The organism is Streptomyces sp. NPDC001980, assembly GCF_040296885.1.
GTDB lineage: Bacteria > Actinomycetota > Actinomycetes > Streptomycetales > Streptomycetaceae > Streptomyces.
In genome coordinates, this window is record NZ_JBEOYD010000013.1 from 171,734 (window position 1) to 187,658 (window position 15,925).

The following is a 15,925-nucleotide window of genomic DNA, read 5'->3' on the forward strand; positions in this document are numbered from 1 at the left end:
ACGACTGCGCGCATCGTAAGCGCGCCGTGAACGGGGGCGGAATGAGGGTGGGGAAGGCGGCCGTGCGCGCGGTGAACGGGCTGACCGCGCGCTGGGCGGCCGCGTCGCAGGGCGGCACGGTGTTCTCGGCGGCCGGGGTGTGGCCGCTGCTGGCCTTCCTCGCGGACGGGGCGGACGGCGGGGCGCGCGGCGAGCTGGCGGACGCGCTGGGCCTGCCGGCGGACGAAGTGGCCGGGATGGCACGGGAGTTGCTCGGCGGGATGGCGGGCATGCGCGGCCTGGACACCGCGGTGGGCGTGTGGACCAGGCGGACCCTGGAGCTGCGGGAGGCGTGGGCGGCGGGGCTGCCCGCCGGCACGCGCGGAGTGCTGACCGGGGACGCGGCGGCGGACCGCGCGGCACTGGACGCCTGGGCCGTGGACCGCACCGGCGGGCTGATCGACCGGATGCCGGTCAGCCTGGACAAGGACCCGGAGCTGGTCCTGGCCGGCGCGCTGGCGATGCGTACGCGCTGGCTCGCGCCCTTCCAGGAGTTGCCGTTGGACACGGCGTACGAGCCCTGGGCGGCCGTCGAACGGCTCGGTCTGTTCCGCTCCGGCGTGCAGCTGGACCGGATCGGCCTGGCGGACACCCCGGAGGGCTTCGTCACCGAACTGAAGGTGCTGGGCGGCAACGCCCTGGACGTCCATCTGCTGCTCGGCGAGGAGCGGATGGCACCGGGGCAGGTGCTGGCGGCCGGTATCGGCATCCTGGACGGCCTGCACCGGGTGGTGCCGGGCGGACGGCTCCCCTACGGCGAGCCCGGACCGGGGCTGAGCGTGGCGAAGGTGCGGTCCGAGACACCGCAGCCGCCGCGGCTCGACGTGACGACGGCGGCGTACGACCTGACGGCGAGCCACGACCTGCTCGAACTGCACCGGCTGTTCGGGCTCACGACGGCGATGGACACCCGCCGCGGCCACTTCCCCGGGATCAGTGCCTTCCCGCTGGCCGTCGGGTCCGCCCGGCAGGCCACCATGGCGAAGTTCGGCGCGCTGGGCTTCGAGGCCGCGGCGGTGACCGCGTTCGGGCTGGCCGCGACAGGCCTCCCGCCCGAGCGGCGTTACGTCACCACCCGGATCGACGCCGCCTTCGACCGGCCCTTCGGCTTCCTCGCCCTGCACCGGCACTCCCGGCTCGTCCTCGCGGCGGGCTGGGTGACGGATCCCCTGCCCTTCCCCGAGTACCCCTGGGAGCACGACGAATGAACGACACCGTCAACGCCGTCAACGCGCTCACCGCACGCTGGGCTCGGCAGACCAGACAGGGCACGGTCTTCTCGGCCGCCGGCGTCTGGCCGCTGCTGGCCTTCCTCGCCGACGGCGCCGCCGGCCCGGCACGGGACGAACTGACCCGGGCCGTGGGCAGGCAAGCCGATCAGGCTGCCGCCGGTGCCCGGGAGTTACTCGCGGGGCTCGACTCGATGCCGGGCGTCGGGTCGGCCCTGGGGCTGTGGACCGATCGCGCGCTGGAACTGCGCGAGCAGTGGGCGGCGGGGTTGCCCGCCGACGCGCACGGGGTGCTCGGCCCCGATCTCGCGGCCTCCCGGGAGGCGCTGGACGCGTGGGCGGCGAAGCGCACCGAGGGGCTGGTCGAGCGGCTGCCGGTCCAGTTGGCCGAGGGCGCCCGGCTGGTGCTGGCGACCGCGCTGGCGCTGCGCACGGACTGGCGGCACCCGTTCCGGGAGACGGTGCTGCGGCCCGGCTCCGGGCCCTGGCAGGGGCGGGAGCTGGCCGGTCTCAACCGCAGCAGTGTCCGGCCCGACCGGATCGGGGTGGCGGCCGGTCCGGACGGGCACGTCACCACGGTGAAGGTCCTCGGCGACAACGGTCTCGACGTGCATCTGGTGCTCGGCGCCGAGGGCATGGCCCCCGGGCAGGTGCTGCACACGGGCATCGGCGTCCTGGAGCGGGCCCTGCCGGTGACGACCGGCGGACAGCTCCCCTACGGGCCCGCGGGGCCGGGTGTGGTCGTGGAGCGGCAGCCGTCCGTCGCCCCGGACCCGATCCGGCTCGACGTGACCACCCCGGGCTTCACGGTCCGCGCCGACCACGATCTGCTCCAGCTGCACGGGCTGTTCGGGCTCACCACGGCCGCGGACGCCCGCGAGGGGCACTTCCCCGGGATCAGTGCCGCGCCGCTCGCCATCGGGGCCGCCGGGCAGTCCGCGGTCGCGGAGTTCGGGCCGCTGGGCTTCCGGGCCGCCGCGGTCACCGCCGTGGTGGCGGCGCCGGGCAGCGGCCCACCGCAGTACCGGCACGAGTCGACGGTGGTCCGGGTCACCGTCGACCGGCCGTTCGGCTTCCTCGCCGTGCACCGGGAGAGCCGGCTGGTGCTGGCGGCGGGGTGGGTGACGGAGCCGACGGCCGTGGGCCGGCTGTAAGTGCCGCGATGCGCCGTCGTTCGTCTGCGGCGCCGTCGTGGCTGGTCGCGCAGTTCCCCGCGCCCCTCACGGGGCGCTGCTGCTCAGCCGAAATCAGTAGCCCTGGTCCGCTTCTCCCACGCGGCGATGTCCCGTCGTACGACGTCCAGTTGCGTCAGTACGGCGGTCACCGCGTCGTCGCCCAGGGGCAGGTGCAGCGGGGTCTCCTCGGCGTCCAGGGCGGCCAGGATCAGGGTGGCGGCCTTGGCCGGGTCGCCGGGCTGGCTGCCGTCGCCGCCCTCGACGCCGGCGCGGGTCTCGGCGACCTTGGCGTAGACGCCGGTGTCGTCGCTGGCCCCGGCCCTGCCGGCGTCGAAGAGGGCGGTGCGGAAGGCGCCCGGCTCCACGATCAGCACCTTGATCCCGAACTCCCGCACCTCGTCGGCGAGCCCCTCGGACATGCCCTCCAGCGCGAACTTCGTGCCGCTGTAGGCGGAGAAGCCCGCGAAGGACATCTGCCCGCCCATGCTGCTCATCTGCACGATCGCCCCCGAGCGCTGCCTGCGCAGGTGCGGCAGGACCGCCCGGACCAGCGCGGCCGGGCCGAAGACGTGCAGGTCGAACAGGTCGCGCAGTTCGGCGTCGGTGGTCTCCTCGAAGGCGCCGACGTGCGTGCGGCCCGCGTTGTTGACGAGGACGTCGATCCGGCCGTGCCGGGCGATCACGTCCTGTACGGCCGGCTCGATCGCCGCCGTGTCCGTGACGTCCAGGCGGACCGGGTCGACCCGGCCGGGGTGGACGGCTGCCAGCTCCGCCAGTGCCTCGGGGCGCCGGGCCGCCCCGACGACCGTGTCGCCCGCGGCGAGCGCGGCCTCGGCGAGCGCCCGGCCGAAGCCGCTGCTCGCGCCGGTGATGAGCCAGATCCTGGTCATGTCCCGTCTCCCTGCTGATCTCCGCCGTCGGTCCAGCCAACCACCCTCACCCGTAAGGGAGTTCACGTCCAATGGGTTTCCGGGGCGGGTTCACCTCACCGGCGTACGCCGGGCACAGCGGCAGCCGTACGGTGAACACCGTGCGGCCCGGTTCGCTGCCGACCTCGGCGGATCCGCCGTGGGCGGCGGAGACGGCGGCGACGATGGCGAGGCCGAGGCCGCTGCTGCCGGTGGCCCGGGAGCGGGAGGCGTCGCCGCGGGCGAAGCGTTCGAAGACGCGGGGCAGCAGGTCGGGCGGGATGCCGGGGCCGTCGTCGGCGACCCGGACCACCGCCTGGCCGTCGGCGGTCCGGACGGTCACGGTGACCTTGGTGCCGGGCGGGGTGTGGGCGCGGGCGTTGGCGAGGAGGTTGGCGACGACCTGGTGGAGGCGGTCCGGGTCGCCCTCGACCAGTACCAGGTTGCCCGGCATCAGGAACTCCCAGCGGTGGTCGGGTCCGGCCGCGCGGGCGTCGGCCACGGCCTCGGCGAGCAGCGGGCCGAGGCCCACCTCCTCGCGGGCCAGCGGGCGCCCGGTGTCCAGGCGGGCGAGGAGCAGCAGGTCCTCGACGAGGGTGCGCATCCGGCCGATGCCGGACTCCATGCGGCCCAGCGCGTACTCGGCCTGCGGGGCCGCCTGCTTCGGGGCGCGGCGCACCAGTTGGAGGTGGCCGGCGACGGAGGCGAGCGGGGTGCGCAGCTCGTGACCGGCGTCCGCGAGGAAGTCCCGCATGCGCAGTTCGGTGGCGTAGCGGTCGGCGAGGGCGTTCTCGACGTGGCCGAGCAGCCGGTTGACGGCTTCGGCGAGCCGGCCGGTCTCGGTGCCGCAGTCGGTCTCCGGGACGCGTTCCAGGGCACGGACCGCGCCGTGCCCCAGAGGTTCGCGGGAGATGCGGGTGGCGGTGGCGGCGACGCGCTGCAGGGGCCGTAGCTGACGGCCGATCACGGTGGCCGCGATCACCGCGGCCACGAGCAGGGCGGCGGCCGCGCTGGCCGACTCGACGGCCAGCAGGCGGCCGAGCATTCGTTGCACGGGCCGAACCGACACGGCGGTGACGATGGTGATCTCGTCGTCCCGGGAGTCGGCGCGCACGGCCTTGACCCGGTAGGTGCCGCGGCCGGGCAGGTCGAGGGTGTGGCGGTGGCCGTCGGCCTCGACCGTGGCGAGGATCCGGCGCTGCCCGGCGGTCGGGGCGGTCAGCTTCCCGGAGTCGGTCACGACCGCCGCGTGCCGGACCGTGCCCGTGCCGGACCGGCCGGACACGGAGACGCCGATGGTGCCCGCCGGGACCCCGAACGCCCTGAGGTAGGGCAGGCCGGCGGTCGGGGCGCCGATCTGGCCGCGGGCGGCCGAGGAGTGTTCGGCGAGGGCGTCGAGGCGCTGGTCCAGGCCGGCCATCAGGTAGGTGCGCATGGCCAGCCCGGAGATCGCGATGATCACGACGGAGAGGGCGGCCAGCAGCAGGCTGCTGGAGAGGATCATCCGGGAGCGCAGGCTGCGCGGCCGGTGCGGGCGGCGCGGGCGGCCTCTCATCGCTTCGCCGCGGCGGGCTTCATCAGGTAGCCGACGCCGCGCACGGTGTGGATGAGGACGGGGCGGTCGCGTTCGATCTTGCGGCGCAGGTAGCTGACGTAGCTCTCGACGATGCTCAGATGCCGGTCGGCGTCCTCCGCCCAGACGTTGTCGAGGAGTTCCGCCCGGCCGAGGACCCGGCCCGGGTGCCGCATCAGGTAGCGCAGCAGCTCGAACTCCCGGGCGGTGAGCCGGACCGGGGTGCCCGCCCGGTGCACCTGCCGGGTCTCCTCGTCGAGGGTCAGGTCGTCGACGACGAGCAGCGAGCCGCCCGGCCCGCCCGCGTCGCAGCGGCGCAGCAGGGCGCGCAGCCGGACCACGACCTCGTCGAGGTCGAACGGCTTGGGCACGTAGTCGTCGGCGCCCGCGCACAGGCCGGCGACCCGGTCCTCGACGCTCTCCCGGGCGGTGAGGAACAGCACGGGGAGGTCCGGCCGCCAGGCCCGGAGCCGCCGCAGCACCTCCAGGCCCTCCAGGTCGGGCAGCCCGCGGTCCAGGACGACCGCGTCGGGCCGGAAGCCGCGGGCCGCCCGCAGCGCCGTCGTGCCGTCCGGCGCCGGCTCGGTCCGCCAGCCCTCGGCCCGCAGCACCGTCACCAGCAGGTCGGTCAGGTCCTTCTCGTCGTCCACGACCAGGATCCGTGGGGTACCGGTGGATAACTTCATGGCCGGTGACCGTCCACCTCCCGGCCGTGGACCGCGTGGGAACGGACTGTGAAAGACCTGTCGGGTCCGGTGGCTCAGGTGCCTGCCGTGAGGCGGAGCCTGAGGGTGCGGGCTTCGGGGCGCAGCGCGAACTCCGGCCACACGTCCGGTCCGCAGGCGCGGGAGCCGAGGCCGTGCTGGGCCGCGTCGATGATGAGGTGGCTGGTGGCGGACTCCGGGAGTTCGAAGGGGTGGGCGGCCCGGTCGAGCTGCTGCGGGGTGTGGCGGGAGAGGGTGAAGCCGGGGCGCCGCCCGCGGGTGTCGGGGAGGGCCGTCACGCGCAGTACCTGGGTGTCGCCGCTGGTCAGCGTGAGCGCGCGCAGCTGCGAGCGGTGGCCGGTCTCCTGGGGGCGCGCGTAGTCGACCGACAGGTCCCGGACGGTGGCCGAGAAGCGGCCGGTGCGGGCCGCGCGGAGGCTGTCGGGGTAGGACTCCAGCGGGCCGAGGCCGAACCACTCGGCGCCGTCCACGGGTGCCGTGCCGTCGGGCAGTTCGAAGCGGACCCCGATCCGCGGCCACACCGTGGCCCAGCCGCGCGAGGGCTCGATCTCGACGCGCAGTTCCAGCTCGCCGTCCTCGACCGACCAGACCGACTCGACCGTCACGGAGAGCGCGGAGTCCGCGGCGGAGACCCGGTCGACGGTGCGCAGGGCGTCCGTGGCGTGCTCCACGCTGATCCGCCGGGTGGTGAGGCGGTCGAGTCCGTCCCGGCGCCACAGTTCGGCGCTGGACACCCCGGCGGCACTGGCGTCGCTGCCCTCCAGCCGGTCGGCGGTGCCCTCGTCGTTGTCGGTCGGCGCGCGGAACAGCTCAAGCCGCGGCCCGGTGACGGGGCGTCCGGCGAGGCGGGTGAGGGATCCGCCGGTGAACTCGGCGATGCCGAGCGTGCGGGTCCCCTCGCCCGGCCGCCAGCCGGACCGGGGCCGGACGGCGGGCACCGGCCGCCGTACCGAGCAGTCCAGCTGGGCGGTGGCGACCTGGTGCCCCGCGGGGGCCCAGGCCGTGTCCGTCGCCAGTACCGCCTCGACCGTCAGCCAGGTCTCGGCGTCCGCGGCCACCGCGAGCGCGGGCAGCGGCACCCGTCCCGACTCGCCGGCCGCGAGCAGGGGCGCCTCCAGCTCCCCCGCTTCCACGGGGATGCCGTCGAACTCGACGCGCCAGCGGAAGCGCAGGTCGGCGGTGTCGGCCGAGTGCCGCAGGTTGGTGATGGCGAGCTTGTCGCCGTCGAAGGCGAACCGGATCGGCTGGACGACCGCCTTGAACTCGTGGAGGCCGGGCGTCGGCACGTCGTCGCTGAGCACCATGCCGTCCATCACGAAGTTGCCGTCGTGCACGACCTCCCCGAAGTCGCCGCCGTAGGCGTAGTACGGCGTCCCGTCGGGGGCGGTGGCCAGGATGCCGTGGTCGCGCCACTCCCAGACGAAGCCGCCGTGCAGCCGCGGGTGGCGGTGGACCAGTTCCTCGTACTGGTCGAGGGCGCCCGGACCGTTGCCCATGGCGTGGGCGTACTCGCAGAGCAGGAACGGCTTGGTGCGCTGCCGGGCGCCCTGGGCGGGGGTGCAGCCGAGCAGCGGCGTCCGGGAGCCGTCGGTGCCGATCTGCTCGGTCTCCGGCACCGTCGCGTACATCCGGGAATAGACGTCGGTGTAGTCGCCGGTGTAGTCGCCCTCGTAGTGGACGGGGCGCTCGGGGTCGCGGGCGTGCACCCAGGCGGACATGGCGGCGAGGTTGGCTCCGGTGCCGGCCTCGTTGCCGAGCGACCACATCACGACGCCGGGGTGGTTCTTGTCCCGCTCGACGGTGCGCTCGATACGGTCCAGGCAGGCCGCGCGCCAGGCCGGGTCGTCGGTCGGGTTGCCGGCCCAACCGACCTTGTCGAAGCCGTGGGTCTCCAGGTCGCATTCGAGGACGACCCAGAAGCCGAGCTCGTCGGCGAGGTCGAGCAGCCGGGGGTGCGGCGGGTAGTGGCTGGTGCGGATGGCGTTCACGTTGAACCGCTTCATCCGGGCCAGGTCGGCGCGGGCGTGCGCCTCGTCGAAGACCCGGCCGCGCTCGGGGTGGGCCTCGTGCCGGTTCATGCCGTGGAAGACGACCTTGCGGCCGTTGACCAGGAACTGGTCGCCGCGGATCTCGACCGTGCGGAAACCGGCCCGCAGGGCGATGCTCTCGGCGGCCGAGGACACGGTCACGTCGTACAGCCGGGGCAGGTCGGCCGACCACGGCTCGACCTCCGGGACGTCGACGGGCGCCACGTCGGCCGCCGTCTGCCAGACCTGCTCCACGCCCAGTTCGGGGATGCGCAGGGTGACCGGGAAGGCGGCCGGGTCGGCGGTGACCTCCGTCTCGACGCGCCCGCGCCCGTTGTCGTACCCGGTGCGCAGCCAGACGTCCTCGATGCCCCCGGCCGGGCGGGCGAGCAGGGTGACGTCCCGGAAGATGCCCGGCAGCCACCACTGGTCCTGGTCCTCCAGGTAGCTGGCCGCCGACCACTGGTGCACGCGGACGGCGACGACGTTGTCTCCGGGGCGCACGGCGGAGGTCACGTCGAACTCGTGGGCCAGCCGGCTGCCGCTCGCGCTGCCGATCTCGACGCCGTTGACCCACACCTTGAACAGCGACTCGACGCCGTCGAACCGCAGCAGGACGCGCTCGGCGTCAGGCCAGCCGGCGGGCAGGTCGAAGTGGCGGCGGTAGTCGCCGGTGGGGTTCTCGTCGGGGACGTGCGGCGGGTCGATCGGGAACGGGAACTGGATGTTCGTGTAGATCGGCCGGCCATGGGCGCCGTCGCCCTCCAGCACCCAGTGGGCGGGCACCGGGATGCTGTCCCAGTCCCGGTCGTCGAAGTCCCCGGCCGTGAACTCCGCGGCCACGGCCGCCGTGGCCGACAGCCGGAAACGCCAGGGGCCGTTCAGCGAGAGGGCGGGGGCGTCGGAGTGCAGCCAGGAGCGGGCCGGGCGCAGGGCGCCGTGCCAGGGGGCGGGGTCCGATACGTACGCGGGGAGCTCGGAGGACAAGACGTCACATCTTTCTCGGTGCTGGGGGAGTTGGCTTTCTCGGTGCCGGGGGCGCGGCCCGGCTAACGGAGGACGACCGTGCGGATCTCCCAGGGGCCGAGGTCGAGTTCGAGCCCGTCCCGGACCGGTTCGGGGGCGAGCGGCCGGCCGAGCAGGTCGACGGTGGTGGCCTCGGTGAAGGCGCCGGTCACGCGGACGGTCGTCGCGGTGTCCCGCATCGCGGCCAGCCGGAGTTCGGTACCGGGTCCGTGCGCGGGGTCGGTGATCCGGCGGATGCTCGACACGTGCACGTCCCGGCCGTCGACCTGCACGCCGGCCGTGTCCGGGGGCAGCGGGGCGCCGCCGGGCGCGGTGCCGCGGGTGACGAGCGAGTCGTTGCGGAACTCCTCGGCGAGGGCGACCGCGTTGGCGCCCTGCCAGCCGGATGCCCAGGGCAGCACGGCGAACCGGTTCTCGATGCGCATGCCCAGGTCCTGGGCGCCGGGTGCCGGGATCTCGCTCGCGGCGGGTTCGTCGCGCAGGGGGTGGATGTTGACGCTGATGGAGCCGATGGCGCGCAGCAGGGTGAGGGCGAGCGCGGAGCCGTCGTCGACGAGTTCGTACTCGGCGGAGTGGTCGAGCAGGACGGTGGCCGGGCCCGCCGACACGAAGGTGCTCGCGGGGAAGGTCGGGAGGGGGTACTCGCCCCAGCCGCCCTCGGCGGTCAGGCCGCGCTCGGTGACGGCGAACTGCCCGGCCGACGCCGACGTGGTGACGGGCAGCGGCAGCGGGACGTGCAGGCGCAGCCGGTGGTCGGCGGACCGGTTCAGGAACGACGTGGAGATCCGGACGACGGGCTCACCCGCGCGGACTTCCACCAGCATGTCCACGGGGGTCGGGACGGTACGGCCGCCGCGCCGGTCGCGGTCGCCGTCGGCGAGCGCCTCCGGCCACTCGTAGACGCGGGTGACGCGCAACCGGGCCCGCAGCGGGCCGCTTTCGAGGAGTTCGACGCCGACCCGGACCGGTTCGGACACCAGGACGTCGTGGGCGGGCGGGGCGTAGTTGTAGCTGTCGCCGCGGTCGCCGCCGTCCACCAGGCGGCCGACGCCCGACAGGGCGGTGCCGTCGACCCCGGTCACGTCCAGGGTGCCGTCGACGGCCACGGCGACCTCGACCAGGCCGTTGGAGAGGGTGTCGGCCGTCGCCGTCGCGGGTCGCGGCGCCGGGGCGGTGGGCCGGTCGTCGCCCGACCCGACCCGGAAGGCGGCGAGTCCGGCGGCGGGGACGGGCACGGCCACCAGCGCGGTGGCCCGGGCCTGGGCCAGGGTCCGCACCCGCCACTCCCCCGGATGGGCGGCGGCCGCGGCGGCGACCTCGCCGCGCAGGGTCATCAGGTCGAAGGGGCCTTCCGGGACCTCGGCGAGGTGGAAGACCAGGGAGTTCGGGGTGAGTTCGTAGCCGTTGATCAGCAGGCCGAACAGCTCGCGGCGGTGGATGCGGCGCAGGACCCGTTCGAGCTGGGAGGCGTCGAGTCGCTCGTCGCTGAGGACGGTGGGGGCCTGGGAGACCAGCTGTACGGGGTGCGCGGAGCCGTCGGCGGTGGTCGCGACCAGCGTGCTCCCCTCCGGTGCGGCGACGACGTCCACCTCGACCAGTGCGGTCCGCGGCGCCGGCAGCGGGTTGGCGACCAGGTAGGCGTCGCTGGGCACCCCGGCGGCGGGCTCGGCGAGGGCCGCGTCCCGGACGGCGCGGGCGGTCTGCGCGGCCTCCGCGAGGCGGGCCGCGACCTGGTCGCAGGTCTCGTCGGTGCCGGAGCCGACCACCGAGTCGTGCGCCGTCGACTCGATGATCTTGTGCCAGGCGAGGGCGAGGAAGTTGGCGTCGTCGCGGCCGGACCACAGGGCGTTCATCCGCTCGGCGTGGTCGACCGTCCGCTCGGCGGCGGCCATCCGCTGCTTGAGCCCGAGCCGCACGGACAGCACGCCCGGCAGGATGTTGCCCCGTACGTGACTGCGCAGCTCACCGGAGACGACGGCGATCACCTCGTCCCGCGCGTGCTTGCGGATGTACTCGTCGAGGGTGGCTACGGTGATCGGCCGCTCCTCCCCGGAGGCCTTGCGCAGCCAGTCCGCCAGTCGCGGGTCCGGGGCGTTGTGGTCGGTGCCGGCCATGGCGAGCACCGGGTCGCCGCCCCACCGGTCCGCCGTCATCTCGGCGTACTCGCCGAGCGCGTGCCGGATCCGGTCCGGTACCAGCAGCACGTCGAGGCCGTTGTCGTACCCGTCGAAGAGGAACTCGGTGCGCACCTCGGAGCCGTCGGGCGCGCGCCAGCGGAAGGCGTGCCCGTCGACCGTGCCGGGCACCCCGCGCCACAGCGCCGCGTGCTCGATGCCGGCGCGGGCCAGGATCTGCGGCATCTGCGCGATGTGGCCGAACATGTCCGGCAGGTAGCCGATCGGCATCGCGCCGCCGAGCCGTTCGGCGGCCGCCCATCCCATCTGGAGGTTGCGGACGACGGTCTCGCCGGAGCAGAGGAACTCGTCGAGCAGGATCAGCCACGGCCCGACGGCCAGCCGGCCCTCGCGGACCAGGGCGGCGACCCGGTCGCGGTTCTCGGGCCGCATCTCCAGGTAGTCCTCGACGGCGGCCATCTGCCCGTCGACGGTGAACCGGAAGTCCGGGTCGGCCTCGGCCGTCTCCAGCACGGTGTCGAGGGCGGTGACGAGCCGGTGCCGGAACACCTGGAACGGCTCGTACCACTCGCGGTCCCAGTGGAAGTGGGGCACGAAGACAGCCGGGTTGGGCATGGTGGGGAACACCTTCTGTGCGTGGGGGGTCACTTGAGCGAGCCGGCGGCGAGGCCGGTGCGCCAGAACCGCTGGAGGAGGATGAAGACGACGATCACCGGCAGGATCGACACCAGTGAGCCGGTGATGATGGACTCCTGGAGCAGCGGGGCGCGGGCCGTCTGGCCGTTCCACTCGTACAGGCCGAGGGTGATCGGGAAGAGGGACTCCTTCTGCAGCATCACCATCGGCAGGAAGAAGTTGTTCCAGATGGCCACGAACTGGAACAGGAAGATGGTCACCAGGGCCGGTGTCATCAGCCGGAAGCCCACCGAGAAGAAGATCCGGAACTCGCCCGCCCCGTCCAGCCGCGCCGACTCGATCAGCTCCTGCGGCACCGAGGCGTTGGCGAAGATCCGCGCGAGGTAGACGCCGAACGGGCTGACGATGCTGGGCAGGAACACCGCGAAGTAGGTGTTGACGAGCCCGGTCGCCGAGAACAGCAGGAACAGCGGCAGGGCGAGCGCGGTGGTGGGCACCAGGACGCCGCCGAGGATGACGGAGAACAGGAACTCCCGGCCGCGGAAGTCGAACTTGGCGAGGGCGTAGCCGCACAGCGCGGAGATCAGGGTGCCCACGGCCGCGCCCAGCACCGCGTAGAGGACGGTGTTGAGGGCCCAGCGGCCGAAGATGCCGTCGCTGCGGGTGAACAGGGTGTGCAGGTTGTCGAACAGGTTGAAGTGCGAGAACGCCAGCCCGTTGGTGGCGGCGAGGTCGCCCTGCGGCTTGGTCGACGCGACGACGAGGAAGTACACCGGCAGCAGGAAGTAGACGGCCAGGAGCAGCATCAGCCCCATGGCGGCCGTACGGCTGACCCGGCTCTCGCGATGCATGGTCGAGGTGCTCACAGTCCGGCCTTCTTCGAGGTCAGTCGCATGAACCCGAAGCTCAAGACGAAGGTGATGACGGCGATGACCACCGAGATGGCCGCGGCCTGCTGGTAGTTGTTCCCGGAGGCCACCGTGTAGGCGAGCATGTTCGGCGTGAACGTGCTGGAGATGTTCGAGGAGATCTGCCGCAGCACGGCCGGCTCGGCGTACAGCTGAAGCGTGCCGATGATCGAGAAGACGGTGGTCAGCACGATCGACGGGGCGATGATGGGCACTTTGACCCGCCACGCGATCGTCCAGTTGCTGGCACCGTCGAGCTTCGCGGCCTCGTAGAGCTCCTGCGGGATCGACTGCAGCGCCGAGAACATGATCAGCATGTTGTAGCCGGTCCACAGCCAGGTGGAGACGTTCGCGGCCGACCAGAGCACGGCGCCCGGGCCGAGGAAGTCGGGGTGCAGCCCGATGCCGTTCAGCAGGTCGACGACCGGGCTGAGCTGGGGCGAGTAGAGGTACGACCACATGATCGCGGCGATCACGCCGGGCACCGCGTACGGCATGAACGCGACGATGCGGAAGAACCCCTTGGCCCGTAGCAGGGGCGTGTCGAGGAGCAGCGCGATGATCAGGGCCACGAACAGCATGACCGGCACCTGCACGATGCCGAACAGCCCTATGCGGCCGATGCTGGACCAGAACTCGTGGTTCTGGAGCACCTGCCCGTACTGCTCGAAGCCGCCGAAGGTCGTGTACGACGTCCCGTACTGGCCGCCGGAGCGGCGCACGACGCGGAAGCTCTGCCAGAGGGCGTAGCCGACCGGCACCAGGTAGAACAGCAGGAACGGCAGGAAGAACGGGGTCACGAAGGCGGCGACGGTGGCCGCCCGGGGGCCGCCGCCGTTCGGGCGACGGCGGCCTCCGGGCGTGGTTCGCACGCCGGCCGAGCGGGTTGCGAGGTCGGTCATACCGTGGTCACTTGCCCGCCGTCGCCGGGATCGCCTGGTCCTTCATCGACTTCAGCGCGGCCGCCTGGGCGGTCGCGAGCGCGTCGCTGAGGGTGCCGCTGCCGGCCGCGGCCTTGGCCATCGCGTCCTGGAGGGCCAGGTTCACGGTCTTCTGCGTGGGGCCCCAGGCGAAGCTGGTGTCGATCTTCTTGGAGGCGTCGGCGAAGACGTCGAAGATCTTCTCGTTGTTGTAGTACGGCACGCCCTGCTTCAGCGCGGGCAGGTCAAGACCGGCGGTGGCGGCCGGGTAGAGCCCGCCGAGCTTGTTCTCCATCGCCAGGGCATCCGGGTCGGTGTTCAGCCAGGTGTTGAACTCGACCGACTCGTAGAGGTGCTTGCTGCCCTTCATGAACGCGACGGTCGAGCCGCCCCAGTCACCGGAGGAGCCGCTCGAACCCCACGACGGCATCGGGACGATCGACCACTTCCCGGCCTGCTTGGGCAGGTTGTCGCGGAACATGCTGTAGCCCCAGGCGGCGCCGACGTAGGTGGCGATCTGGTCCTTCTGGTACGCCGCGTACATCTGGGTCGAGCCGTGGGCGAGGTCGGTGCGCACGACCTTCTCGGAGATCAGCTTCTGCCAGTAGTCGGCGACCTGCTTGCTCTGTGCCGAGTCGACGCTGACCTGCCACTTGTCGCCGGAGTAGCCGTACATCTTGGCGTTGTTCTGCCAGAGGAGCCCGTTGAACCACTCGGCGTTGTTCGGGTCGAAGAACGTGATGTCGAGGTTCGGGTCCGCCTTGTGCAGCTTCTCCGCGGCCGTCGCGTACTCGTCCCAGGTCGTGGGAACGGCGACGTTGTACTTCTTGAAGAGGTCGCTGCGGACGTAGAGCGCCATCGGGCCGGTGTCCTGCGGGATCGCGAAGACACCGGTGTCACCGAAGCTGGTCTGCGACCAGGTCCACGGCACGAACTTCGACTTCGCCGCGGTGGCCGCCTTGCAGGCGGAGGCGTCGACGAAGGCGCTCTGGGTACGCAGGTTGGGCAGTTCGTCGTAGCCGACCTGGGCGAGGTCCGGCGCCTTGTTCGCCTTGAGGGCGTTGCCGAGGGTGCCGTACTGGTCGTTGGAGATGTTCTTCGTCTCGACCTGGATGTTCGGATGCTGCTTGTTCCACAGGTCGACGACCTTGTCCATGCCCGGAACGGTGTTCCAGTACTGGAGGGTGACCTTGCCCTTCGCGGGCTCGCAGGAGGACGCGGACGCCTTGTCCGACGAACCGGACGAGGAACACCCGGCGAGTACGACGATGCCTGCGGTCGCGGCTGCTGCGGCGAGGCGGGTGCGCGTGGCTGTGCTTCTCATATCTTCCGTTCCAGAGAACGCCTGGCGACGGGACGCCCAGGCGGGTCGACGTTGACACCTGGAGGCGGATGCCTTCTGGTTGGAATGTAGTTCCGTGAGCGGTAACGTGAGCGCTCACGGGAGCGGTAACGGGAAGTGATTGGGAGTGTGGGCTTCCGAACGCCAGAGTGTCAAGGTTTCTACGCACCGGGGCATACTCGGTGTCCCTGCGACGCTGGCGCGTCGGCAATTACGCGGAGGTGAGTGATGGCGTCGTCGGGGACCGGACCCCGTAGGGTCACGATCGACGATGTGGCGCAGGCTGCGGGCGTGTCCCGGCAGACCGTGTCACGGGCGCTCAACGACAAGGGCGAGATCGGCGTCTCCACCAAGCAGCGTGTTCTCGACACCGCCCTGGCGCTCGGCTACCGCCCGAGCCGGTTCGCCCGGGGACTCGTCCGGCAGGACACCATAAGTGTCGGCCTCGTGATCCCCGACCTGCTCAACCCGTTCTTCACCGAGGTCGCCGCGGCCGCGCTGGAGGCGGCCCGGGACCGGGGCTGGCACGTCGTCGTGTACGACACCGGCGACCGGACCGAGGAGGAGCGGGGCACGCTGGAGGTGATCGCCGCCCAGGTCGACGCCGTCGTGGGCTATCTCAGCCTGCCCGAGGACGAGATCGACAAGCTGACCCGGGGACTCCCCGTGGTGCTCATCGACCGCGAGCACCGCACCCAGCGGTTCAGCTCGATCCGGATCGACGGCGAGAGCGGCGTGCACGCGGCGATCAGGCATCTGACCGCGGCGGGACACCGGCACATCGGCATGCTCGACCACGCCGAACGGTCCGAACCGAGCATCCGGCACCGGTGGTTCGACGCCGCGATGTCCGCGTGCGGACTGGACGCGAGCTTCGTGGCCCGCGCCGACCAGAGCGTCGAGGGCGGGGAGAGCGCGCTCCAGGAGCTCCTCGCCGGGCACCCGGACCTGACCGCCGTGTTCACCTTCAACGACATCATCGCCATAGGGGCCCTGCGCGCCGCGCGCCGGACCGGCCGGCAGGTCCCCCGGGACCTGGCCGTGGTCGGCTTCGACGGTCTGCAGCTGGGCACGCTCGTCGACCCCCCGCTGACCACGGTGGCCCTGGACACCCGCCGCCTCGGCGCGCTCGCCGTCGAACAGGCGGCCCGGCTGCTGACCGGCAGCGGACCCCTGCCCGCCGACCAGCTGAAGGTGGGGGCGGAGCTGCGGGTGCGGGAGTCGGGCTAGCGGCCCGCTGCTCGCCGGGCTCGACGGAGCCGGGGCAGCGCGTTCTCCCGTC

11 protein-coding genes are annotated in these 15,925 nt (G+C 72.8%); 3 read left to right on the forward strand and 8 right to left on the reverse strand.

Annotated elements, in window-relative coordinates; translation table 11 throughout:
- The first annotated feature begins 41 nt into the window (after nt 1–41).
- Both ABT137_RS21775 and ABT137_RS21780 read left to right on the forward strand, forming a co-directional pair.
- Nucleotides 42–1,247 carry a serpin family protein gene (locus tag ABT137_RS21775; protein WP_351711239.1) on the forward strand — a complete coding sequence of 402 codons (1,206 nt, stop codon included), beginning with the start codon at nt 42–44 and terminating at the stop codon, nt 1,245–1,247.
- Nucleotides 1,244–2,422, forward strand: a complete 1,179-nt coding sequence (locus tag ABT137_RS21780; protein WP_351711241.1) for a serpin family protein — start codon at nt 1,244–1,246, stop codon at nt 2,420–2,422. Before ABT137_RS21775 ends, ABT137_RS21780 begins: the two co-directional genes overlap by 4 nt.
- A gap of 83 nt (nt 2,423–2,505) precedes the next feature.
- Here ABT137_RS21780 and ABT137_RS21785 read toward each other — a convergent pair whose 3' ends face one another.
- The 8 genes from ABT137_RS21785 to ABT137_RS21820 form a co-directional block, all read right to left on the reverse strand.
- Nucleotides 2,506–3,333 carry an oxidoreductase gene (locus ABT137_RS21785; RefSeq protein WP_351711243.1) on the reverse strand — a complete coding sequence of 276 codons (828 nt, stop codon included), beginning with the start codon at nt 3,331–3,333 and terminating at the stop codon, nt 2,506–2,508.
- A 46-nt stretch (nt 3,334–3,379) separates the two neighbouring features.
- On the reverse strand, nt 3,380–4,906 hold the full coding sequence (locus ABT137_RS21790; protein WP_351711245.1) for a sensor histidine kinase: 1,527 nt from the start codon (nt 4,904–4,906) through the stop codon (nt 3,380–3,382).
- Nucleotides 4,903–5,610 (reverse strand): response regulator transcription factor, encoded by a 708-nt coding sequence (locus ABT137_RS21795; RefSeq protein WP_351711247.1) that lies wholly within the window; start codon nt 5,608–5,610, stop codon nt 4,903–4,905. The genes ABT137_RS21790 and ABT137_RS21795 overlap by 4 nt, the downstream gene beginning before the upstream one ends.
- A gap of 74 nt (nt 5,611–5,684) precedes the next feature.
- A complete protein-coding gene (locus tag ABT137_RS21800; RefSeq protein ID WP_351711249.1) occupies nt 5,685–8,663 on the reverse strand; it encodes a glycoside hydrolase family 2 TIM barrel-domain containing protein in 2,979 nt (992 codons plus the stop codon).
- A 62-nt stretch (nt 8,664–8,725) separates the two neighbouring features.
- A complete protein-coding gene (locus ABT137_RS21805; RefSeq protein ID WP_351711251.1) occupies nt 8,726–11,452 on the reverse strand; it encodes a glycoside hydrolase family 38 N-terminal domain-containing protein in 2,727 nt (908 codons plus the stop codon).
- Between the two features lie 29 nt (nt 11,453–11,481).
- Nucleotides 11,482–12,324, reverse strand: coding sequence for a carbohydrate ABC transporter permease (locus ABT137_RS21810; RefSeq protein WP_502984561.1), 843 nt, complete (start codon nt 12,322–12,324; stop codon nt 11,482–11,484).
- 11 nt (nt 12,325–12,335) lie between these two features.
- Nucleotides 12,336–13,283 carry a carbohydrate ABC transporter permease gene (locus ABT137_RS21815; protein WP_351711253.1) on the reverse strand — a complete coding sequence of 316 codons (948 nt, stop codon included), beginning with the start codon at nt 13,281–13,283 and terminating at the stop codon, nt 12,336–12,338.
- A gap of 7 nt (nt 13,284–13,290) precedes the next feature.
- Entirely contained in the window at nt 13,291–14,625 is a 1,335-nt protein-coding gene (locus tag ABT137_RS21820; RefSeq protein ID WP_351711255.1) for an ABC transporter substrate-binding protein, read from the reverse strand.
- A gap of 246 nt (nt 14,626–14,871) precedes the next feature.
- On the opposite strand from ABT137_RS21820, the gene ABT137_RS21825 reads away from it, so the two are divergent.
- Nucleotides 14,872–15,873 (forward strand): LacI family DNA-binding transcriptional regulator, encoded by a 1,002-nt coding sequence (locus ABT137_RS21825; protein ID WP_351711257.1) that lies wholly within the window; start codon nt 14,872–14,874, stop codon nt 15,871–15,873.
- The last annotated feature ends 52 nt before the right edge of the window (nt 15,874–15,925 follow it).